This window comes from Muricoccus radiodurans (assembly GCF_050154705.1).
GTDB lineage: Bacteria > Pseudomonadota > Alphaproteobacteria > Acetobacterales > Acetobacteraceae > Roseomonas > Roseomonas radiodurans.
Genome location: NZ_CP189561.1, coordinates 3,466,569 through 3,488,268 on the forward strand (window position 1 = coordinate 3,466,569; position 21,700 = coordinate 3,488,268).

The following is a 21,700-nucleotide window of genomic DNA, read 5'->3' on the forward strand; positions in this document are numbered from 1 at the left end:
TGAACATGCCGGAGGAGACAGCGGCGGAGGAGGATCTCGTTCCGGCATCTGACGCGGCGCCCGGCTCAGGACAATGCGGCCGGATTGGGGCAGTCCCGCCCGGGCCGTGACCTTCCATTCGGTACGGCGTTGTAGCGTGTGATCGCCACAGAGGCGCAGCATCACGGAGGCTACAGACCATGACTCGCTGGAGAGCGGCACTTCTTGGCTGCACCGTCGTCGGGCTTCTCGCCGTGGCGCCGGGAGCCCATGCCGACCCGCGCGGAGGCCGGCACCACGACCGGCGCGGAGAGGTGCACTTCGACGGGCAAGGCCGTCGCCACTGGGATAACGGCCTTCATCGTGGCCATGACCGCCGATGGGACCGGGACCGCCGTGCTGATGCACGGCGCTGGGAGTATGAACGTCGCCGCGATGATGGATGGCGCGGAGATGATCGGCGCCGCGGACCGACACCCGGCGAGGTGCTCGGAAGTCTGCTCGGGCGCTAGCTCCGCCTCGGCCCGGACGGCCCCACAGCACGAATCAGCCGAGCGCTTTTTCCTGGGGCGCTCGGCTCGTCCTGTTTGCCTTCGAAGGGGCTCGATCCCGTCGTGGGCCGGCTGGTCGCGCGGGCTGCGATGACCGGTCGTCCAATGCCCGGTCAGGCATGACAGTCCGTCCATGATCGCAGGCATCGCCCGCACAGCGATCGTGACCTGGGCCTGCACCGTCCCGCCCGCACCCCTTGTCCAGTGATGCCACCAGTTCCGCCCGGAATGATCCTGGTCTAGCCTCCCCCGAAAGGGGAAGCAGCCTGATGGGCGTGCCAGTCGCGGTCGAAGAGCTGTCCGTCAGCTACGGGCGCACGCCCGTGCTGCAGCGTGTCTCTCTCAGCGTCGGCGCCGGGGAGTTCGTGGCACTGCTCGGCCCGTCGGGCTGCGGCAAGACGACCCTGCTCCGGAGCATCGCCGGATTCGTGAAGCCCGATTCCGGCCGGATCCTGGCGGGCGGCCGCGACATCACCACCCTCGCGCCCGAGCGGCGCGGCGCAGCGATGGTTTTCCAGAGCTATGCCCTGTGGCCGCACATGACCGTCGCGCGCACGATCGGCTACGGCCTGGAGGTGCGCGGCTGGGACCGGCCCCGCATCGCCGCGCGGGTGACGGAGATGCTGCGGCTCCTGCGGCTGGATGGCCTGGGGGAGCGCCTGCCCGCCCAGCTCTCCGGTGGGCAGCGGCAGCGCGTCGCGCTCGGGCGCGCGCTGGCCATCGGGCCGGAGATCCTCCTGCTGGACGAGCCGATGTCGAACCTCGACGCCCGCATCCGGGAGGGGGTGCGGCACGAGCTTCGCGCGCTGCAGCGGCAACTCGGGATCACCGCCATCCACGTCACCCACGACCGCGAGGAGGCGATGATCCTCGCGGATCGCATCGTGCTGCTGCACGAGGGGCGCATCGCCCAGGAGGGCGCGCCGGAGGAGCTCTGGGCCCGACCGGCCAGCGCCTATGTCGCCGACTTCCTGGGAGCCACCAACCGCCTGACCGTGCGGGTTCGCCCCGACTCCGCCGCCGAGACCGCGGCGGCCGAGGCACCGCTCCGCCTCTCGCCCGGGCGGGCGCCGCCGCCCGGCATGGCGCTGGCCCATTTCCGTCCGGAGGAGGCGCGCATCCTCGCACCGGGAGAGACGCTGGACGGCCTCGTCTTCCACGGCACCGTCGCCCTCTCCGCCTATCCGGGCGGGCGCTGGCGCGCCGCGATCCGGGTGGGCGAGGAGGAGGCGCTGGTGGACGTGCCCGACCGCCTGCCGGAGGGCGCGGCGGTCCGCCTGGGCATCCCGGCCGCCGCGGCGCATGTCTTCGCGGCACAGACATCGGATCGTCAAGCGGCGGTCACGGTCGCGTCGCAATGAGCCGCCGCACCTCAGGAGGAGCCATCTCATGAACCGCCGTGACATCCTGCTGGCCGGCGCGGGCCTTGCGGCCCTGCCCGCCCTCACGCCTCCCGCCATGGCGCAGCAGCGCGTCACGCTGAACGTGCTGACCGCCGGCGACCAGAACATGGTGGACTACATCACCGACTATCTCGGCCCGATGTTCCAGCGGCAGAATCCCGGCGTGACCGTGCGCGCCATCGGCACCGGCCCGGGCGACGCCGGCAGCCAGCGCATCTGGGAGCGGCTGGAGGCGCAGCGCCGCGCCGGCACCGCCACGGCCGACGTGGACGTGGCCGTGATCCACCAGACCATGGCCGGCCGCATGGTCGCGGAGGGGCTGCTGTCCCGCTACCGCGAGGGCTCGGCGAATGGGGGGCTGGCCACCAGCGACGTCACCCGGAACGCGCTGGGGCAGAACGTGGACGGCTTCGTCATGCCGATGTTCAACAGCCAGGTCGCGATCGCCTACAACCCGCAGCGCGTCTCGGACCCGCCCCGCAGCTTCGAGCAGCTGGAGGCCTGGGCCCGGCAGAACCCCCGGCGCTTCGGCTACAACGGCATCCGCGGCGGCATGTCCGGCGTCGGCTTCGTCTTCGGCTGGGCCTATGCCTTCGGGCCGGATCAGCGGCGCCTGATCGACGGCCCCTTCGACGCCGCGGCGGTGTCCGCCCTGACGCCCGCGCTGCAGCGGCTGCGGGAATTCAACCGGGTCGTCACGATCACGCCCGGCAATGCCGGCACGCTGGACGCGCTGAACCGCGGCGAGATCGACATGGGCCCGGTCTGGATGGACATGTTCTACACGTGGCAGGCCGAGGGCCGCCTCAACCCCGCCTTCCGACTGGTGCTGCCGGAAACCGGCCTCCCGGGCCAGCCGATGTACTACGTGATCCCGGCCCGCGCCGCGAACGCCGACATGGCCCGGCGCTTCGTGGACCTGGCGACCAGCCCGCAGGTTCAGGCCGAAGGGATCGTGCGGCGCTTCAACTGGCTGCCGGGCATCGACGCCCAGCACGTCCGCCAGCACCTGGACCAGCCCACCTGGGACCGTCTGTTCCGCGACGTCGGGCCGGAGCAGCTGTCCCGCGGCGCCCGCCCCATGCCGCAGGCCGACTTCATGCGCGCGATCCAGGAAGCCTATGAGCGCGTGGTGCTGAATTAGGCCCACCACCGGCGTGAACCCGCTTTCCGGACAGAAGAGGAGCCCGCGCTGCCCCGTGCAGCCGGGCGGCACGGTCTGATCGCGTGATCCCCTATCTCCTGATCACGCCGGCGCTGCTCGTCGTGGGCGCCTTCTTCCTCGTGCCGCTGGGCTTCTCGGTCGTCGGCGCCTTCGAGGGCCCGGCGGGCGCGACGATGGAGAACCTGTCCCGCGCCTTCGGCCTCTATCGCACCGACCTGCTGTTCACGCTGGTGATCGTCGTGGCCTCGACGGCGCTGACGGGCATCGGGGCGGTGCTGATCGGAGGGTATCTGACGCTCGGCCGCTCCCGCATCGCGGTGCGGGTGCTCTCGGCGATGTACCGATGGCCGCTCTTCATTCCCTTCATCGTCGCCGCCCAGGCGATGCGCGGCTTCATCGGGCAGAACGGCCTGGCGAACAACACGCTCATCTTCCTCGGGCTCATGCCGGCGGAATGGGCGCAGGGCTGGCTCGACTGGCGGGGGATCGTCGTCACCTTCGTCTGGAAGCAGCTTCCCTTCGCGACCCTGCTGGTCGCCGGCGCGATGGCGGCGCTCGACCGCTCGGGCATCGAGGCGGCGCAGAACCTGGGCGCGGGCCGGGCGCGCATCCTGCTGGGCATCGTGCTGCCGCAGGTCGGGCGCAACGTGATGGTGGCGCTCGTGCTCTCCTTCGTCACCATGATGTCCGTGCTGTCCGTCCCCATCATGATCAGCGGCCAGAGCCCGACCATGCTGACCGTCGCCATGGCCTGGCGGATCAACTCGCTCGGGGACTATGGGACGGCGAACGCCCTCGGGCTGGTGTCCTGCCTGATGACAGGCGCCGTGGCCTGGGTCTGGCTCCGCCAGGCCGCGCGCGAGCGCGGTCAGGGAGAGAAGGCATGAGCCGCGCGCTGCTCTGGCTGCCGCGTGCCGTCCTGCTCGGAGCCCTGGCCTTCTTCGTCTTCGGGCCGCTCGCGAACCTCATCCTCTGGTCCGTGGCGGAGTCCTGGTACTGGCCGAACCGCCTGCCCTCCCAGTACGGCTTCCGCTTCTGGGAGCGAGTGTTCCGGCCGGAGGGCCAGGCGATGGAAAGCCTGTGGCTCTCGATCTGGATCGCCTCTCTCACCACGCTTCTCTGCCTCGCGCTCTCGGTGCCGGCGGCCTGGGCGCTGGCCAAGGCCCGCCTCGGTGCCCGCACGCTGATCCTCCTGCTGTTCCTGCTGCCCCAGGCCTTTCCCAACCTGCCCGTCTACATCAATGTCGCCCGCATCTTCTTCGCCTTCGACCTGAACGGGACGGTGCTGGGCGTCGTGCTCGTGCACGCCGCGCACGGGCTGGTCTATTCCATCTGGATCGCGACGGCCGCCTTCGCCTCGGTGGAAGATGATGCCGTCCTCGCGGCGCGCAACATGGGGGCCGGGCCGCTGACCGCCTTCCGCACCGTGACCCTGCCGCTGGCCGCACCCGGCATCGCGGCCAGCGCGGTCTTCGTGTTCCTCGAATCCCTGGACGAGTTCACGGCCAGCTATTTCGTCGGTGCGCCGGAGGTGCGGACGCTGCCGCTGCTCCTGTTCAGCGCGGCCGCCGGCGGCAACATGCAGGTCGCGGCCATCACGGCGCTCATCCTGCTGGTTCCCAGCGTGCTCTTCATGCTTCTGGTGGAGCGCTTCCTCCGGGCGGAGGTGCTGGCCAAGGTGGGACAGTAGCGGACCGGGATCGCCCGGCTCCGCTGGGCACGGCGGCGGGTGACGCCGGGCGGCATCCGCCTCATCGGCGTGCCGCGCGGAGCCCACACGGGGGAGTGGGCCAGCGCCTACGCCCCACCCGCGATGGCTGGAATGGCCGAGGCCGCCTCGGAAGGCAGGTCCGCATCGTCCGGCACCGAACGCTCCGGAAGTCCGCGCCGCGTCTCGCTCCCGGCCGCTCCACGGAAATCGGACAGGAGTTCGGGCCGTCGCATGACCGGCCTGTCCAGCTCCGCCGCGAGATCCGAGGCCAGCCCGAAGAAGCGCTGCCGGACCTCGCGCGCGAAGGGATTCGCGCCCTCGATCGCCTGGAACACCTCCGGCGCGTCGTGTCGCACCATACCGACGGCGGTCATGATCAGGTCGAAGCTGCGGGTCGTCATGCGCGAGGGCAGCGGCTCCATCTGCACCAGAACCTTCGCGATCAGGTGGGTCAATCCCTGGGCGGTCGCGACCTCCCGGTCATGGGCTGCCGGCATGGTGAGGATGACGTCGAGCCCCAGCGCCCGCCGGAGGAACGCCGCGATCCGGCGTCCCCCGCGGCCCCGGACGGGGCAGACCGCGACCTTCAGCCCCCGGATCCCGTCGCGGGCGCTCTGCGGGCCGAAGAGGGGGTGGGTTCCCACGATCTCGGCATGGGCCGGCAGGTTTCGGCGCATGATCTCGACCGGGATCGTCTTGACGGAGCCGACGTCCAGCACGATCGCCCCGGGCCGTAGGTGCGGGCCGATCGCCCGCGTCATCTCCTCGAAGCGGCTGACCGGCCCTGCCAGCACGACGATCGGGCAATGCGCCACCTCCGCCAGCGGGGCGATCACGGCCTCCCCTCCCCCGCCGCCACCGGACGTCAGGCGCGGATCATAGGCCAGGAGCGGGACATGGGGCGCGAGGTGGCGGGCCATCAGTTGGCCGAAGGCGCCGAAGCCGATGATGCCGACCGGGGGCCGTTCTGAAACATGGGCGGACATGAGGGACCTCCGTTGGGCCGGGAGGTCTGCGCTGTCCTGAACGTTCAACCGCCGACGACCCGGCGGTTGCTACGTGACGAAGCACCGCGCCGCTATGGAAGCGGCGCGTAATACAGCCCGGCGGCGGGAGCAGCCTTCGTCATGGGCGCATCCGACCGCATCCGGGCGGGGACGTCAACAAGGAAGACGCGGGGCCAACAGGGACGCCAATCAGCGGCACCCCTTCCCGGCAGCGCATGTTCACCGCCCCACCGGCACCCCGGGCCGGATGGAAACGGACGCCGGGATCGGCATTGACGTCCTTGCCCAAACACGGCGGCATGAGCTGTCCAAGAAGGAAGGGTCCGGACGATGCTTCGAACCGCCATGGCAACAGCCGTCGCCGCTCTGATGGCGTGGGTCAGCCCCGCCAGTGCCGGCCAGACCCTCGATGGGGTCAAGCAACGGGGCGTGCTTGCCTGCGGCGTCAACGTGGGCATCGCGGGCTTCGCGCTCCCGGACAGCCAGGGCGTCTGGCGCGGGATGGACGCCGATCTCTGCCGCGCCGTGGCGGCCGCCGTGCTCGGCGACCCGGGCAAGGTCCGCTTCGTGCCCCTGACCGCGGTCCAGCGCTTCACCGCCCTCCAGTCCGGCGAGATCGACGTCCTGATCCGCCAGACGACGCTGACCATGGTGCGCGACACGAATCTCGGCATGCGCATGGTCGGGGTGAACCTGTACGACGGCCACGGCTTCATGGTCCGCCGGGATGCGAATGTGCGCGACCTCCGCGGCATGGACGGCATGACGGTCTGCCTCTCCCCCGGCACGACGAACGAGCTCGTCACGGCCGACGCCTTCCGCGCCGCCGGCCTTCGCTTCACGCCGGTCCTGCAGGAGCGGATGCAGGATGCCGCGCAATCCCTCCAGGCCGGCCGCTGCGACGCCATCGGCACCGATGCAACCCAGCTCGCGGCGCTCCGCAGCCAGTTCGCCCGCCCGAACGACTACGTGATCCTGGAGGAACGCTTCTCCAAGGAGCCCTACGGGCCGGTGGTCCGGCGCGACGATCAGGAGTGGTTCGATGTCGTCCGCTGGGTGCTCTTCGGCCTGATCGAGGCAGAGGAGCTCGGCGTCACGAGCGGCAACGCGGAACAGATGCGCGCCAGCAGCCAGAACCCTGCCGTGCGCCGCCTGCTCGGGGCGGTCCCGGATCTCGGCCAGGCTGTGAAGCTTGGCCCGACCTGGCTGTACGACGCGATCCGCGCGATCGGAAACTACGGAGAGCTCTACGAGCGGAACCTGGGGCCGAGCACGCCCATCGCCCTGCCGCGCGGCATCAACGACCTCTGGACCCGTGGCGGCCTGATGTACGCCTGGCCAATGCGATAAGCGGGCGCGACCGGCCCTGATGACGCCGGCGCCGCGCGAGGGGCGGCGCCGGCTTGGAGCGATCGCCAGCCCTGCGCGACGAGGGTGACATCGCTGGTCACGTGACGATCCGCGGCCAGGTTGCTCCGGACTGGGCGGTCGCTGTCCGACCCCGATCAGGACGTCGTTGCCGGCGGTTCTTCTCCTGGACCGTCCTCCGCGATGGACGATGCCCAGCGCCTTCCAGGCACGCCCCTGACCACGACGAGGCGACAAGATTCGACGATCCGCGCCTCTGCGCCGTGCTTCCCTCTGGTCGTCGGCGAAGAGATGAGGGGAGGAGCGCATGGCGGGGGGCGACACGCTCACGGGCGGCCGGTTCGTCAACTGGATGGTCGGGGACGGGCCGGAATGGATGCTCCCGGTGTCCGACAGGACCGGGCGCGTGGATCTCGGCCCCGACGATCACCTCTATGGCGGCGACGGCGACGACCACCTGTTCGGCGATGACTGGTACGGCACGCTCGCCGGAGACGACGTGATCGACGGCCAGCGGGGAAACGACCTGATCGCGTGCGGCGGCGGACGGGACGTGGCCTCGGGCGGCAGCGGCAACGATTCGATCTACGGCCAGGAGGGGAGCGACACGCTCTACGGCTCCTCCGGGTTCGACCTGCTGGTCGGCGGCCCGGGCGCCGACCTCCTGATCGGCGGGACCGGACCCGACACGCCGGACGGGCGCGACAGGGCGTCATATGAAAGCTCTCCGGCCGCCGTGACGGTCGACCTCTCGCTCGGGGTCGGTCTTGGCGGAGACGCGCAGGGCGACCGCCTGTTCGGCATCTCGGACCTGAGTGGCTCGATGTTCGACGACGTCCTCACCGGAGGCGACGGCAACAACGTTCTCGATGGCTCGACCGGCCGTGACCGGCTCTCCGGCGCAGGCGGCAACGATACCCTGGATGGCGGCACGCCGACCGGCGACGGCCCGCTGGGCGGCGACACGCTGACCGGCGGCGATGGCGCGGACGTCTTCGTCACCGGCCGGGTGTCGCCGGAGGAGCCGGAATCCTGGACGTGGATCACCGACTTTTCCGTGGCGGAAGGTGACCGCGTGGCCGTCGCCCACGGTCCTGTCTACGCCGTCACGGCGCGGCAGGACGGCGACGACGTCATCATGTCCTACCAGGCGAGCTGGAATGGCTGGGTCGGCGATCCCGGTGGCGAGACCTGGCAGATCCTGCGCGAGGGAGTCCTGTGTGTCCTGCAGGACGTGAGCCTCGCGGAGCTGGGAAGCGACTGGTGGGTCGCCGGGATTCCCTGACCGCAGGGCCTTGCCCTCCGGAGCACGTGCCTCCGCTCGGGCAACGGACGACCCATCGGGAAGATCGTCACCCCGATGTTCCACGAGCGTCCCAGCGGATCAGATGTTCCTGCCACGCCGCGCCGCGTGCCGCATGCAGCGCGGCGTGATAAGATGTATTCCGGGCCCCGCGAGGGGGGAAAGGCAATCGGAGCGCCGGCGATGATCTCTCTGCTGTGGCTGATCCCCATCACGCTCGCCCTTGGGGGTGCCGCCCTCGCGGTCTTCGTCTGGAGCGTGCGCTCCGGCCAGTTCGAGGACCTCGACGCCGCGGCGCACCGCATCCTGGACGACGACGTGACGCGGCGCGGGGCCGGTCCGCCGGGGCCGTCAGCGCGCTGACGCGGGCGCCAGCCGCACCGTGGCCACCGCGTCCTTCCCGTCCGCCGCCCAGGCGCGCAGGGACAGGTCCCAGGCGCCCTCGGCCGGCGGCGTGACGCGCGCGATCCAGACGGTTCCCTCCGGACCCGGGCGGGCCACGAAGGCGATGCTCCTGTCGGACCCGGCATGGGTCGCGCGCTGCAGCGCGCCTTCCACCGACTCCGCCGGCACTCCCCGGCCATCGGGACCGCGGAGTGCCACCTCCACCCGCACGGCCTCACCCTCGGCCGCCTGGCGCACCACCACCTGCAGGCCGGAACCGCTGGGCAGCACATAGCCCGTGGCCACCCGTCCCGGCGCGCCGGCGACAAGGCCCGGATCGGACCGCACCGCCAGCATCACCATCACCGCATCCGCCCCGACGATGGCCAGGAAGACGGCCCCGATGGTCCAGGGAATCCAGCGGGAGGACCGGACCGGTCCGCGCCCTTCCACCGCCACGCTCACTCCCCGCCGCCGAAGCTGCGGACATAGAGGACGAGCTTGCGGATCGTGTCCTCCGGCAGGCGCTGGCCGAAGGCCGGCATGACGCCGGAGCGGGAGTTCCAGATCGTGTCGTAGATCGCCTCCCGCGTGCCGCCATAGAGCCAGGCATCATCGTTCAGGCGCGGGCCGCCGACCTCCTGGTTTCCCTCGCCGCGGGCGCCGTGGCAGCTCGCGCAGTTCTCGGCGAAGACCGGCTCGGCCCGGGCCGCCCCGGCCGCATTGTGCTCCTGCCCCGAGAGCGACCGGACGAACTCCACCAGGTCCAGCACCTGCGGCCGCTCCAGCGACCGCAGCCGCCCGAAGGCCGGCATCTGGGAGGAGCGGGTGCTCTCCTCCCCCGGCCAGCGGATGCCGACCTGCAGCGTGTGCCGGATCGCCTCCGGCGTGCCGCCCCAGAGCCAGTCGCGGTCGCGCAGGTTCGGGTAGTTGGCGGTGCCGCGCCCGTCCTGCCCGTGGCAGGGCGCGCAGTTGTTGCCCCAGGCCGCGTGGCCGCCGGCGATGGCGTAGGCGCGCATCGCGGGGTCCGCCTCGGCTTGCTCCAGGCTGGCGCGGGCGAAGCGGACGGCGACATCGGGCGCCGTCTCCTCCGCGTGCTGCACGGCGCGGCCCAGCTCGGCGCGGGAGGACCACTGGAACACGCCGGTCCGCGCGTCGCTCGTCAGCCAGGGAATGGCGGGATAGGCGACGAAGAGCCAGACCGCCGCCCCGAAGCACAGCAGGTACATGTAGGTCCAGAGGCGCGGCGGGTTCGCGTCCAGCTCGCGGATGCCGTCGAAGCTCGGCGGCGCGTTGCGCTCCGGCGCGTGCGGGTCGCGCTCGGGCGGGATCGGGGACTGCGCCGCGCCGGGCGCGCCGCCCTGGGCCGCGTCGCTCATCGGTCGCTCTCCTTCATCGGTGGGTCTTCGTCGCGCAGCGGGATCAGAGCGGCCTCGTCATAAGCGCGGCGGGCGGAGGGCCGCAGAAGCCAGAGCGCCGCCGCCACCGACCCCATCACGATGAGGACGAGCACGGCGGAGCGGAGAAGGGTCATCCATTCGGGCATGATCTTCCCCGGTCACCGCAGCATCGTGGGATCGGGACGGCGCCAGTCGAACTCCGCCATGGTGCCGAGCACCTGGAGATAGGCGACCAGCGCGTCCATCTCCGTCAGCGCCGCCTGCCCGTCGAAATTGCGGGACACGGCGCGCGGATAGCGGGAGAGCAGCCCGCTCGAATCCGCATCCGGATCCGCCTGGGCGCGCAGGTCCGCGGCGGCGTTCGTCACCATGGCCTCGTCATAGGGCACGCCGGCCCGCCGGTTCGCGACGAGGTGCGCGGCCATGAGGTCCGGGTTGAGCGGCGTGCGGCCGAGAAAGGCGTAGGCCGGCATGATGGAGGCCGGCACGACGGAGCGCGGGTCGTTCAGGTGCTGCACGTGCCAGGCATCGGAGTAGCGGCCGCCGACGCGCGCGAGATCGGGCCCGGTGCGCTTGCTGCCCCACTGGAAGGGGTGGTCGTACACGCTCTCCGCCGCCAGGGAGTAGGCGCCGTAGCGCTCCACCTCGTCGCGGAAGGGGCGGATCTGCTGGGAGTGGCAGGTGTAGCAGCCCTCCCGAAGGTAGACGCTGCGCCCCGCCAGCTCCAGCGGCGTGTAGGGGCGCACGCCGGAGACGCGTTCCACCGTGTTCTCCAGTGCGAAGAGCGGCGCGATCTCGACCAGGCCGCCCACCGAGATGACCCCGAGGATCGCGAGGACGAAGACGAGGGCGCGGCGCTCGATCACGCCGTGCACGCGGGCGAAGCGGCGGCTGGGGCCCTTGCCGGATTCCAAGGCCATGGTCAGGTCACTCCGCCGGCACGGGGGCGTGGAGGGCCTGCGTGGCCTCCCGCGCGCCGACCACCGTGCGCCACACGTTCCACACCATCACCACGAAACCCGAGAGGTAGAGCAGCCCCCCGAGCAGCCGCACGGCGTAGTAGGGCCGCGCGGCGACGACCGATTCGATGAAGGAGTACTTCAGGAAGCCGAGCTCCGTGTGGGCGCGCCACATCAGCCCCTGCAGCACGCCCGCGCCCCACATGGCGGTCACGTAGAGCATGATGCCCGCCAGCCCGAGCCAGAAGTGCCACTCGATCGCCGCGCGGGAATGCATCCCCTCCCGGTTCCACAGCCGCGGCACGAGGTAGTAGATCGCGCCGAAGGTGATGAAGCCGTTCCAGCCCAGCGCGCCGGAATGGACGTGGCTGATCGTCCACTCGGTGTAGTGGGACAGGCCGTTGACCGTGCGGATCCCCATCAGCGGCCCCTCGAAGGTGGCGACGCCGTAGAAGACCACCGCCACGATCATGAAGCGCAGGATGGGATCGGTCCGCAGCCTGTCCCATCGGCCGGAGACGGTCATGAAGCCGTTCAGCGTGCTCGCCCAGGACGGCATCCACAGCATGATGCTGAAGGCCATGCCCAGCGTCTGCACCCAGTCCGGCAGAGAGGTGAAGTGCAGGTGGTGCGGCCCGGCCCACATGTACATGAACACGAGCGACCAGAAGGAGATGATGGAGAGCCGGTAGGACCAGATCGGCGCTCCCGCCTGCTTCGGCAGGAAGTAGTACATGATGCCCAGAAAGCCCGCGGTCAGGAAGAAGCCCACGGCGTTGTGGCCGTACCACCACTCCGTCATCGCGTCCTGCACCCCGCCGAACAGGGAGTAGGACCGCGCCCCGTTCCAGGCCACCGGCACCGCCAGGTTGTTCACCACGTGCAGCACCGTGATCGTGACGATGAAGGAGAGGTAGAACCAGTTCGCCACGTAGATGTGCGGCTCCTGCCGGCGCAGCAGGGTTCCGATGAACAGCCCGGCATAGGTCAGCCACACCACCGCCAGCCACAGGTCCACCATCCACTCGGGCTCGGCGTATTCGCGGGACTGGGTGACGCCCATGACGTAGCCCAGCGCCGCCAGCACGATGAAGAGCTGGTAGCCCCAGAAGACGAACTCCGCCGCGAAGCGGCCGGGGATGCGCGCCCGGCAGGTGCGCTGCACGCAGTAGAAGGAGGTGCCGATCAGCGCGTTGCCCCCGAAGGCGAAGATCACGCCGCTGGTGTGCACCGGCCGCAGCCGCCCGAAGCTGGTCCAGGGCAGGCCCAGGTTGAGCTGCGGGAAGACCATCTGGGCGGCGATGAGAACGCCCATCGCCATGCCCACGACGCCCCAGAAAAGGGCAGCGACGGTGAACATCCGTACGATGCGGTCGTCATAGACCGGCGCGGTGCCGGCCCCGGCCGGGAAGGGTGTCGTCGTGGAGGTAGCGCTCATGACCTCGGCGGTTTCTCCCGGCCTTGCGATGCCGAAAGCTAGACGAGGGCGGCGGCGCGCGATTTGAGCCAGATCAAAGACGGGCCCCGCGCCGCGCGGGCAGGCTCGCTCCTCACACCGGCCCCTCGGCCGGCCAGGGACGGGGACAGGGCATGGCGACACGCGATCCGGGTGAGGGCGGGGGAACCCTGGTGCACTGGTGGATCGTCGCCGCCGTGCTGGGGATCGGCGGGCTGCTCCTCTCCGCACGGGCGGCGGACAGCTACACCCACCTCCTCGGCCTGATCTTCGCCGGGTTCGGCGTGCTGCTCGCGGGCCGTCTGATGGCGCGGGTGTTGCCGTGAGCGGCGCGGCCACCCAGCCCCCCGAACTGCGCCTGACCGCCGGCGCGGAGGACCCGCCCATCGGCGCCGCGGTGGACCCGGTCAGCGCGACCGGCGAGTTCGCGCGCACGGGCCCCGCCGTGAACCGCGTCCCGCCCGCTGCCATCGGCCGGTGGCTGTCCCGCGGTTGGGCCGATTTCCGCGCCGCGCCGGGGACCAGCCTGATCATCGGCGCCTGCTGCACGGTCGTGAGCTGGGTCCTGGTCGGGCTGATCGCCGCGACCGACTATGCCGTGCTGATCCTGCCCCTGCTGACCGGCTTCATGTTCGCAGCCCCGATCCTGGCGCTGGGGCTCTACGAATCCAGCCGCCTCCAGGCGGAGCGGCGGCCCGTCACCGTGCCGGCCACCTGGGACGTGTGGCGGCGCAACAAGTTCCAGATCGCCTTCACCGGCGCCCTGCTCATGCTGTTCCTCTACGGCTGGATGCGCGTCGCGACGATGCTCTCCGCGCTGTTCTTCGGGGACAACATCCCGCCGCTCGGCGCCTTCTTCCGCAGCGCCTTCCTGAGCGCGGAGCATGCGGACTTCGCGATCATCGGCACCGGCATCGGGGCCGTCCTGGCCGCCATCGTCTTCGGCCTCTCCGCGGTCTCCCTGCCGATGCTGGTGGACCGGCCGACCGATTCCGTGACGGCCATGGTCACCTCCATGCGCGCCTGCCTCGCCAACCCCGTCACCATGGGGCTCTGGGCCGTGATCATCGTGGCGCTGACGGTGCTGGGAGCCTTGCCGGGCTTCCTCGGCTTCGTGGTGATCATCCCTCTCGTCGGGCACGCCACCTGGCACGCCTACAAGGACCTTGTCGGCGCGGGCTGATCGGAGGCGGGGGCGAAGGATCTCTCCCTGCCGTCACCACCGCAGAACCGGCACGCGCCCCGCCCGCAGCGCGTTCAGGATGACGGCCAGAGAGGAGCTGGCCATCACCACCGCCGCGCCCAGAGGCGTGACCCAGCCCACCATCGCCGCCGGCACCGCGACGACGTTGTAGGCGAGGCTGAAGACGACGCTCCCCCGCGCGATCCGCTGCGCCCCGCGCGCCGCGACCACGGCCTCCGCCACCGCCAGCAGGCCCCGGTCCCCGCCCCGCAGCACGAGGTCCGCCGCGGATTGCGCGACATCCGTCGCCCCCGCCGGGCTGGCCGAGGCATGCGCCACCGCCATCGCCCCGGCATCGTTGATCCCGTCGCCCACCATCAGCACACGGCGGCCGGCGGCGCGCAGGGCGGCGACGCGGGCCAGCTTTTCCTCTGGCGCGGCGCCGGCGTGCCAGGCCGGGATACCGGCCGCCTCCGCCGCCGCGGCCACGGCCGGCGCGGCGTCGCCCGACAGCAGCTCAACCGACAGGCCCAGACGCTCCAGCGCGGCCACCGCCGCGGCCGCATCGGGCCGCAGCCGATCGGCGAAGCGGAACGCCACGGGGGCGGCGCCGGGCGCGACGCGATACCACAGCGTCATGCCCGGCCCCTCCTCCCCCAGCCCGAGGAAGGCGGCGCTGCCGAGCCGCGCGGGGCCGCAGGCCAGCCCACGGCCCGGCGTCTCCTCCACCCCACAGGCGGCCGGCGCATCAGGGCAGGCGGCGACCAGGGCGCGCGCGAGGGGATGCCGACTGGCCCGCGCGATCCCCGCCGCCTCCCGCAGTGCCGCCTCCGGCCGCGCTGGGTCCGGCAGCAGCACCGGGCGGCCCTCGGTCAGCGTGCCGGTCTTGTCCAGCACGGCGTGGTCCACCTCGGACAGCCGCTCCAGCGCCGTGCCGGAGGCGACGAGGAGCCCGCGCCGGAACAGCGCGCCCGTCGCCACCGTCCGCGTCGCCGGCACCGCGATCGCCAGGCCGCAGGGACAGGTGACGATGAGGGTGGCGACCGCCGGGACGAGCGCCGCCTGCCAGCCCACGCCGAGCCACAGCCACAGCCCGAAGGCCGCCGCCGCCAGCGCGTGGACGATGGGCACGTAGAGCCGCGCCGCCCGGTCAGCGAGGGTCGCGATGCGCCCCTTCTCCGCCTCGGCCCGCTCCAGCAGCCGCGCCAGCCGGGCGAGCGACCCGTCCGCCGCCGCCGCCGTCACGCGCTGCACGAAGGGCGCGCCGAGATTCACGCCCCCGGCCGGCAGCGCCTCTCCCGCGGCGTAGCGCCGCGGCAAGCTCTCCCCGGTCGCGGCGGCGGCGTCCAGCACGGCCTCCCCGGCCTCCAGCACGCCATCCAGGCGCAGGCGCTCGCCGGCAGCCACCAGCAGGCGGTCGCCGGCCTCCACCCTCTCCGCCGCCACCGGCGCCGCGGTGCCGTCCGGGGCCAGCCGCGTCACCTCCCCGCCCTGTAGCGCCAGCAATTCCCCCACGGCGCCCAGGGCGCGGCGCCGGGCGGCACGGTCCAGCACGCGCCCGGCCAGCAGCAGCGCGAGCAGGGTCGTAGCGCTGTCGAACCAGGTGTAGGGGCCGTTCCGCACGGCCTCACTGAGGCTCATCGCCGCAGCCGCCAGCACGCCGAGCGAGACCGCCAGGTCCATGTTCGCCCGCCCCGCCCGCAGCGCCGCCCAGGCGGAGCGATAGAAGGGCAGCCCCGCCACCGCGATCACCGGAAGGCCGATCGCGGCCGCCAGCCAGTGCATGAGCCCCCGCGTCGCCTCCCCCATGGAGGGACCGGCGAACCACACCGCCAGGGAGACGATCATCACGTTCCCCGCCCCGAAGGCGGCGATGCCCAGCGCGCGGGTCAGCGCGCGCCCCTCCGCGTCCTCCGTCACGCGCAGGCAGGCGGCGGACCAGGGCGCGACGCGGAAGCCCAGCCGCGCCACCCGCGCCGCCAGCTCGTCCGCCACCTCGGCCGGGCCGCGCCACAGCAGCCTCAGCCGCCGATCGACGAGGGAGGCGCGCGCGCGCAGCACCTCGGGCCGCCCGGCCAGGGCCTGTTCCACCAGCCACACGCAGGCGCCGCAGGTGAGGCCGGCCACCAGCAGGTCGATGGTGTGGACCCCCTCCCCCTCCGGCCGGACGAGATGCACGAGGCTGGCGGGCGGCGGGTCGTCCGCCGGGCGCAGCGCGCCCTCCTGCACAGCGGCAGCGTCGCGGCGACGATAGAACGCGTCGAGGCCGAGCCCCTGGATGAGGGCGTGCGCCCCTTCGCAACCGGCGCAGCAGAAACGGCCGCCCCCGGGCGGGACCGCGGCGCCGCAGTGGTCGCAGGGGGCGGAGGCGGGCGCGAGGGCCGGACGGGGACGGATGTGGCTCACGCCGCCCAGCCTCCGGCTGCGCCCCCGGCCTGTCGTTGATCCAGCGCAAACGGCCCGCGCGGCCTGGCCGCGGGCTACGCCACCAGCCGCAGGGCCATCCCCGCCAGCACGACCGCGTTCAGCAGGAACAGCGCGGCCCCCACGGTCCGGAAGGTCGGTCCCGCCCGGCGGCCGAAGAACCGCCCGACCAGCCCCACCGCCACCAGCGCCGGCACCGTGCCGAGGGTGAAGGCCAGCATCGCCAGACCGCCGGCCAGGGCGCTGCCCGCGGCCGTCGCGGCGGCCAGGGCGCCGTAGAGCAGGCCGCAGGGCAGCCCGGAGAGGAGAAGGCCAAGCAGGAAGGCGCGCCCTCCCCTCGGATCGGCCAGCAGCCCGCCCACCGGCAGGGCGGGCCAGCGCGGCGCCGGCAGGCGCCACGCGCCGGGCCAGGCGGCCAGGAGCCGCGCGGTGCCCTGGGCCAGCATCAGCAGCGCCGCCACCCCGAGCGGCACGGCGAGAAGGAAGCGCCAGCCGCTGGCCGCCGTGAGCAGCCCCGCGGCCCCGCCGGCCACGGCGCCGAGCGCGGCGTAACCGGCCATCCGCCCGGCGTGGTAGGGCAGCAGCGCCGCGCCCGACAGCCGCCGCAACATCCCGCCCGACGCCACGTCGTCGGCGCGGGCCGCGACCTGCGCCATGACGAAGGGCCCGCACATGCCGGCGCAATGCGTCGCACCGCCGGCGAGCCCGGCCAGGAACAGCGTCGCCGCCAGCGCCGCAAGCCCCCCGGGCCCGAGCGCTGCCAGGTCATGCAGGCAGGATGGCAGGTCCATTCCCGGCCCTTAGCACGGGCAGCACTGCGCGCGCCGCAACGCAGGGCTGCCGAGCCGCCAGCACCGGCGATTTCCCTCGACACGGCATGGAGCCTCACATTACCGCTCTTCCAGCCAGATCACGAAGGGGAGAACGGGGTCATGCAAGGCGGTTCGACGTCCGCGCCGGAGTCTCTCGGCCCGGCGATCCCGCCCGGCGAGCCCTGCCCCACCTGCCCCGCGCGGGTCCTGGGCGTATGCGGCGCGGCCGGGAATGAGGGGCTGCACCGCTTCTCCCGCGCCGCGCTCCGCCGCAGCCACGCCCCGCAGGAGGAGATCTTCTGCCAGGGCACGCCGCTGCGCCACCTGACCAACGTGATCGAGGGCACGATCCGGCTCTCCCGCACCCTGCCGGACGGGCGGCAGCAGGTGGTGGGCTTCGCGCAGCCGGGCAGCCTGCTCGGACTCCGCTCCGGCGCGACCCACGGACACAGCGCGACCGCGCTGACGCCGGCCCGCACCTGCCGCGTCCCCTGGCCGAGCCTCGAGAAGCTGCTCGGCGCCTACCCCACCATGGAGCGGCGCCTGCGCCGCATCGCCTGCGAGGAGTTGGAGGTCGCCGAGGAGCACATGATGACCCTCGGCCGGAAGACGGCGCCGGAGCGGGTGGCCACCTTCCTCCTCCGCCTCGCGGACCGTGCGGCGGTCCGCGGGGAGACCGGTCCGCTGTCCCTGCCGATGTCGCGCGCCGACATCGCCGACCATCTCGGCCTCCGCCTGGAGACGGTGAGCCGGGCCTTCTCCGACCTCCAGCGCCGCCACGTCATCCGGCAGGAGGGAGCCCGGCAGGTGATCATCCTGGATCGCGCCCTTCTCGCGAACGTCGCGGGCCAGCACGGCTGACCTGGTCTCTCTGGGCCGGAGAATACGGGATTTCGGCCTTCTTCGCGGCGTTGGCCTGCGGCAAGTCCGATGCCGGAAGAGATCCGGCGACCATTCGGTCGGCATCCCTGGCCGTCGGGCATTGTCTGCGGTGAGTGGGAGCTCCTCCTCACGAAGGAGGACGGATCCGTATCGGCGCCTGATGCCGACGTCCGGGCCCAGCCTGCCATCTCACCCTCGACGGTGCGCCGCATCCAGCCGTCTCGGGGACAAGCGGGACTTCTCTGGTCGCCACCTTGGGAGGCGTCTCGGGGGCAACAGTCACACCCCGAGAAAATAGAGAGATTTGCCGAAAATTTAAGAATCGTCGCAATCAGAACGTTGTACGACCGTTCGAACATGGGTTGAGGCACGGCCGACATGGCCGGCTGCAGGAAAGGTCGGGCATGAGCGATATCGAAGCGACGATCCGGGAAGTTCTCGGCACGACGGCCACCCTGTCCACGCCCGCCACCGCGCTGGACGTCCGCGACGACCTGTTCGACCGCGGGCTGACGTCGCTGGCGACCGTCGAGCTGATGCTCGCGCTGGAGGGCCGCCTGGGCGTCGAGTTCCCGGACGAGGCGCTGACGCGCCAGACCTTCCGCACCATCGCCTCCCTCCAGGACACGCTGTCCCGCCTCGGCGCCGCCGCGTGACGGATGGGCCGGATCTTCCGACCGCCGCGGCCGTCGCCGCGGCGCATGCGGAGGCGGTGGATCGCGAGGGACGCTTCCCGGCCGAGGCCGTGGCGGCCCTGCGGCAGGAGCATGCGCTGGCCCTGCTCATCCCACGGGCCATGGGCGGCCGCGGGGGAAGCCTCTCGGACGCGGCGCGCGCCTGCTTCGCGATCGGCCGCGGATGCGGCAGCGCCGGCGTGGCGCTCGCCATGCACCAGATCCAGGTCGCCTGCCTGATCGCCCACGCGGGGTCGTCGCGCTGGCACCAGGCCTTCCTCGCCCGCGTGGCGGAGGAAGGACTGCTGCTCGGCTCCGTGACCTCCGAGGAGGGGGTGGGCGGCGACATCCGCCGGTCCCTCTGCGCCCCGGAACCGGCGGAAGATGGCCGCGCCCGCATCACCAAGCGCGCGCCGAACATCTCCTATGGTGCCCATGCCGACGCCCTGCTGCTGACGTCCCGGCGCGGCCCGGAGGCGGCGGAATCCGACCAGCTCCTCTGGGTGCTCGGCCCGGGCGATTTCACCCTTGAACGGACGGGCGGCTGGGAAACGCTGGGCATGCGCGGCACGCGGTCGGAAGCCTTCGTGGTGCGGGCGACGGCGCGCGCGGAGCAGGCGCTCCCCACCGGCTTCGGCAGCATCGCCGCGGAGACGATGACCCCGGTCACCCACATTCTCCTCGGCTCCGTCTGGCTCGGTATCGCGGCGGACGCGTTGGACCGGGCCAGGTCGGCCGCGAAGGCGCGGGTGCGGCAGCGCGGGATGGCCGCGGCATCGGGCGCCCGGCTGGCCCAGGCCGCGGAGCGCCTGCTGGCCGCGGAGGCGATGGTCGCGACGGTGCTCCGCCGATACGGCGAGCCGGGCGGCGAAGCCTCGCGCGAGCTCTCGCCGGCCGAGATGAACATGCTCAAGACAACCGTGTCCGAGGCCGCGCTCGACGCGGTCGGGCACTGCATGGTGGCCAGCGGCCTCCCCGGCTACCGGGTGGACGGGCCGCACTCCCTCTCGCGCCATCTGCGCGATCTCTGGTCCGCGCCGCTGATGGTGGCCAATGACCGCGTGCGGGACGCCACGGGCACGCTGCTGCTCGGCGCCCGCCCCCGCCTCGGAGCCTTCGCATGAGCACGGTGCTGCAACCCCGCGGAATGCCGTCCGAGGCCGGGCGGCCCGAGGTGTTCCGCGACGCCCTGCTGCGAGAGGGCGTGCTGCTGGAGGGCGGTACGGAGGGCCTTTACCTCCGCTCCGCCGCCTTCGAGTCCGTGGCGCGCGGCGTCGAGGCGCTGATGCGCAACCAGATGACGGGCGACGGCGCGGAGGAGATGCACCCGCCGCCGGGCATGACCACGCGGGCGCTCGGGCGGTCCGGCTACATGCGCTCCTTCCCGCAGCTCGCGGGCACGGTCGGCTGCTTCTGCGGCGACGACGCGGCGCACCGGCGGCTGGTCGCGAAGCTCGACGGGGAGGAGGACTGGACGGACCAGCAGGCCACCTCGGAGGTCTCGCTGATCCCGGCCGCCTGCTACCCGACCTACGCGATCATCGCCGCGCGCGGCCCCCTGCCGCCGGAGGGCCACCGCGTGGCGATCGCGGCCTGGTGCTTCCGGCACGAGCCCTCCCCCGATCCCTGCCGGATGCAGATGTTTCGGCAATGCGAGTCGGTCTTCTACGGCTCCGCGGACGGGGCGCGGGCGCATCGCGACCTCTGGCTCGGCCGCGCGCAGGAGATGGCGCGGATGCTCGACCTGCCCCACGCGGTGGAGCCGGCGAACGATCCCTTCTTCGGCCGCGCCGGCAAGCTGATGGCCCGCAGCCAGCGCGAGCTGGAGCTGAAGATGGAGCTCCTGATCCCCGTCTCGGACGAGACGCGCCCCACCGCCTGCGCCTCGGTCAACATGCATCTCGACGGCATGGGACAGAAATGGGGGATCGTGGCGTCGGACGGCACGGTCGCGCACACGGCCTGCGTGGGATACGGAATCGAGCGCCTCTCCCTCGCGCTGTTCCGTCATCACGGGGCGGAGCCGCGCGACTGGCCGGCCGCGGTGCGCACGGCGCTGTGGTCCTGATGCTCGACGCGGCTGCCCCGGACGCCGCGGGGGATGCGCCGCCGCTGGACGGCCCGCACCGGCAGTGGCCGGAGACGAACTGCTACGTGGACCTCTGGCTGACGCTCCTCTCCGTCTGGGGGGAGGAGCCGCGGGCGATGCTCGGCTTCCTCGCCGCCGTCGGCTTCGCGGGCGACCAGTTCACCTTCGCCAAGCCGCCCCACCCCGCGCTGGAAGCGCTCTACGGCGCCCGGGTGGAGGAGATGACGGTCTACCGCTCCCTCGAATCCCACCTCGTCGCCCACGCCAACCACGGGCGGCCCGTGCTGCTGGAGGCCGACGCGCACTGGCTGCCGGATGCGGAAGGCAGCGACTACCGGCGCGGCCACACGAAGTCCACGGTGGCGGTGCTGTCGATCGACCCGGCCGCGGGGCGCCTGTCCTACGTCCACAACCGCGTGCGGGGAGAGCTGGAGGGCGCGGATTACCGCGGCCTGCTCTGGCAGGACCCTGCCCCGCCCCCGGGCTGGATGCCGCCCTTCGCGGAGGTGGTGGAGCGCCGCACGGCCGCCCTTCGCGGCCCCGCGCTGGCCGAGGCGGCCCGCGGCCTGCTGCAGCATCACTTGGACCGCGCCCCGGCCGATCCCTTCGCCGCCATGGCCGATACCCTGGCCGTCGAGATGGAGGCAGTGCGCGGGGGCGGCGGTGAGGCCTTCCACCTCTGGGCCTTCGCGACGCTGCGGCAGGCGGGCGCGGCCTTCGAGCTGTTGGGGCTGCATGCCGCCTGGCTGGGCGCGGCGCTCGGCGTCGACGCCTCGGCGGCCGCGGCGGCCTGCGCGCGGATCTCCTCCGGCGCCAAGACCCTGCAGTTCCGGGCGGCGCGGGCCGCGCGGGGCGGCGACCTCGCGCCGCTCTCGGCCGCGATCCGCGCGCTCGGGCCGGAGCGCGGGGCCGCGCTGGGCGGGCTGCGCTCCGCCTTCGGCTGAGGCGAC

The 21,700-nt window shown here is 72.6% G+C and carries 22 protein-coding genes; 14 read left to right on the forward strand and 8 right to left on the reverse strand.

From position 1 onward, the window contains the following. The first annotated feature begins 799 nt into the window (after positions 1-799). From ACP6CK_RS16550 to ACP6CK_RS16565, 4 genes are all read left to right on the forward strand, one after another. Positions 800-1,891 (forward strand): ABC transporter ATP-binding protein, encoded by a 1,092-nt coding sequence (locus ACP6CK_RS16550; protein ID WP_426954397.1) that lies wholly within the window; start codon positions 800-802, stop codon positions 1,889-1,891. A 28-nt stretch (positions 1,892-1,919) separates the two neighbouring features. Then, a complete protein-coding gene (locus ACP6CK_RS16555) occupies positions 1,920-3,077 on the forward strand; it encodes an extracellular solute-binding protein (protein ID WP_426954398.1) in 1,158 nt (385 codons plus the stop codon). Between the two features lie 83 nt (positions 3,078-3,160). Further along, complete coding sequence (locus ACP6CK_RS16560) at positions 3,161-3,985, forward strand: ABC transporter permease (protein ID WP_426954399.1); 825 nt, start codon at positions 3,161-3,163, stop codon at positions 3,983-3,985. After that, positions 3,982-4,788, forward strand: coding sequence for an ABC transporter permease (locus tag ACP6CK_RS16565; RefSeq protein ID WP_426954400.1), 807 nt, complete (start codon positions 3,982-3,984; stop codon positions 4,786-4,788). The genes ACP6CK_RS16560 and ACP6CK_RS16565 overlap by 4 nt, the downstream gene beginning before the upstream one ends. Positions 4,789-4,895: 107 nt before the next feature. On the opposite strand, the gene ACP6CK_RS16570 is transcribed toward ACP6CK_RS16565, so the two are convergent. Next, positions 4,896-5,795 carry a prephenate dehydrogenase/arogenate dehydrogenase family protein gene (locus ACP6CK_RS16570; RefSeq protein WP_426954401.1) on the reverse strand — a complete coding sequence of 300 codons (900 nt, stop codon included), beginning with the start codon at positions 5,793-5,795 and terminating at the stop codon, positions 4,896-4,898. Between the two features lie 351 nt (positions 5,796-6,146). Here ACP6CK_RS16570 and ACP6CK_RS16575 point away from each other — a divergent pair, with 351 nt between their 5' ends. The 3 genes from ACP6CK_RS16575 to ccoS all read left to right on the forward strand — a co-directional run bounded on the left by ACP6CK_RS16575 (position 6,147) and on the right by ccoS (position 8,850). After that, positions 6,147-7,166, forward strand: a complete 1,020-nt coding sequence (locus ACP6CK_RS16575; protein WP_426954402.1) for an amino acid ABC transporter substrate-binding protein — start codon at positions 6,147-6,149, stop codon at positions 7,164-7,166. Positions 7,167-7,491: 325 nt separating this feature from the next. Continuing rightward, positions 7,492-8,469 (forward strand): calcium-binding protein, encoded by a 978-nt coding sequence (locus tag ACP6CK_RS16580; RefSeq protein WP_426954403.1) that lies wholly within the window; start codon positions 7,492-7,494, stop codon positions 8,467-8,469. 201 nt (positions 8,470-8,670) lie between these two features. Beyond that, positions 8,671-8,850 (forward strand): cbb3-type cytochrome oxidase assembly protein CcoS, encoded by a 180-nt coding sequence (gene ccoS, locus ACP6CK_RS16585; RefSeq protein WP_426954404.1) that lies wholly within the window; start codon positions 8,671-8,673, stop codon positions 8,848-8,850. Here the strand turns inward: ccoS and ACP6CK_RS16590 are convergent. Genes ACP6CK_RS16590 through ccoN form a run of 5 tightly spaced genes read right to left on the reverse strand, consistent with a single transcriptional unit; the run spans position 8,839 to position 12,668 of the window. Next, positions 8,839-9,336 (reverse strand): FixH family protein, encoded by a 498-nt coding sequence (locus tag ACP6CK_RS16590; protein WP_426954405.1) that lies wholly within the window; start codon positions 9,334-9,336, stop codon positions 8,839-8,841. The two genes, ccoS and ACP6CK_RS16590, sit on opposite strands and share 12 nt — an antisense overlap. Then, the gene (gene ccoP, locus ACP6CK_RS16595; RefSeq protein WP_426954406.1) at positions 9,333-10,250 is read right to left on the reverse strand and encodes a cytochrome-c oxidase, cbb3-type subunit III; all 918 of its coding nucleotides are present in this window, start codon (positions 10,248-10,250) and stop codon (positions 9,333-9,335) included. The genes ACP6CK_RS16590 and ccoP overlap by 4 nt, the downstream gene beginning before the upstream one ends. After that, positions 10,247-10,417, reverse strand: a complete 171-nt coding sequence (locus ACP6CK_RS16600) for a cbb3-type cytochrome oxidase subunit 3 (RefSeq protein ID WP_426954407.1) — start codon at positions 10,415-10,417, stop codon at positions 10,247-10,249. Before ACP6CK_RS16600 ends, ccoP begins: the two co-directional genes overlap by 4 nt. A gap of 12 nt (positions 10,418-10,429) precedes the next feature. Then, the gene (gene ccoO / locus ACP6CK_RS16605; RefSeq protein ID WP_426954408.1) at positions 10,430-11,191 is read right to left on the reverse strand and encodes a cytochrome-c oxidase, cbb3-type subunit II; all 762 of its coding nucleotides are present in this window, start codon (positions 11,189-11,191) and stop codon (positions 10,430-10,432) included. A 7-nt stretch (positions 11,192-11,198) separates the two neighbouring features. Then, complete coding sequence (gene ccoN, locus ACP6CK_RS16610; protein WP_426954409.1) at positions 11,199-12,668, reverse strand: cytochrome-c oxidase, cbb3-type subunit I; 1,470 nt, start codon at positions 12,666-12,668, stop codon at positions 11,199-11,201. Between the two features lie 152 nt (positions 12,669-12,820). Between ccoN and ACP6CK_RS16615 the strand changes: the two genes are divergently transcribed. Next, the gene (locus ACP6CK_RS16615) at positions 12,821-13,012 is read left to right on the forward strand and encodes a hypothetical protein (RefSeq protein WP_426954410.1); all 192 of its coding nucleotides are present in this window, start codon (positions 12,821-12,823) and stop codon (positions 13,010-13,012) included. Further along, complete coding sequence (locus tag ACP6CK_RS16620) at positions 13,009-13,869, forward strand: DUF2189 domain-containing protein (RefSeq protein ID WP_426954411.1); 861 nt, start codon at positions 13,009-13,011, stop codon at positions 13,867-13,869. Before ACP6CK_RS16615 ends, ACP6CK_RS16620 begins: the two co-directional genes overlap by 4 nt. A gap of 33 nt (positions 13,870-13,902) precedes the next feature. Here the strand turns inward: ACP6CK_RS16620 and ACP6CK_RS16625 are convergent, their stop codons facing one another. Both ACP6CK_RS16625 and ACP6CK_RS16630 read right to left on the reverse strand, forming a co-directional pair. Next, complete coding sequence (locus ACP6CK_RS16625) at positions 13,903-16,275, reverse strand: heavy metal translocating P-type ATPase (RefSeq protein ID WP_426954412.1); 2,373 nt, start codon at positions 16,273-16,275, stop codon at positions 13,903-13,905. A gap of 74 nt (positions 16,276-16,349) precedes the next feature. Further along, entirely contained in the window at positions 16,350-17,084 is a 735-nt protein-coding gene (locus ACP6CK_RS16630; RefSeq protein ID WP_426954413.1) for a sulfite exporter TauE/SafE family protein, read from the reverse strand. 141 nt (positions 17,085-17,225) lie between these two features. Here ACP6CK_RS16630 and ACP6CK_RS16635 point away from each other — a divergent pair, with 141 nt between their 5' ends. The 5 genes from ACP6CK_RS16635 (at position 17,226) to ACP6CK_RS16655 (ending at position 21,694) form a co-directional block, all read left to right on the forward strand. Then, entirely contained in the window at positions 17,226-17,966 is a 741-nt protein-coding gene (locus ACP6CK_RS16635; RefSeq protein WP_426954414.1) for a Crp/Fnr family transcriptional regulator, read from the forward strand. A 425-nt stretch (positions 17,967-18,391) separates the two neighbouring features. Then, entirely contained in the window at positions 18,392-18,643 is a 252-nt protein-coding gene (locus tag ACP6CK_RS16640; protein WP_426954415.1) for an acyl carrier protein, read from the forward strand. Next, positions 18,640-19,785 (forward strand): acyl-CoA dehydrogenase family protein, encoded by a 1,146-nt coding sequence (locus ACP6CK_RS16645; protein WP_426954416.1) that lies wholly within the window; start codon positions 18,640-18,642, stop codon positions 19,783-19,785. Before ACP6CK_RS16640 ends, ACP6CK_RS16645 begins: the two co-directional genes overlap by 4 nt. Beyond that, complete coding sequence (locus tag ACP6CK_RS16650; RefSeq protein WP_426954417.1) at positions 19,782-20,729, forward strand: amino acid--[acyl-carrier-protein] ligase; 948 nt, start codon at positions 19,782-19,784, stop codon at positions 20,727-20,729. Before ACP6CK_RS16645 ends, ACP6CK_RS16650 begins: the two co-directional genes overlap by 4 nt. Then, positions 20,729-21,694, forward strand: a complete 966-nt coding sequence (locus ACP6CK_RS16655) for a DUF1839 family protein (RefSeq protein ID WP_426954418.1) — start codon at positions 20,729-20,731, stop codon at positions 21,692-21,694. Before ACP6CK_RS16650 ends, ACP6CK_RS16655 begins: the two co-directional genes overlap by 1 nt. Positions 21,695-21,700: the final 6 nt, after the last annotated feature.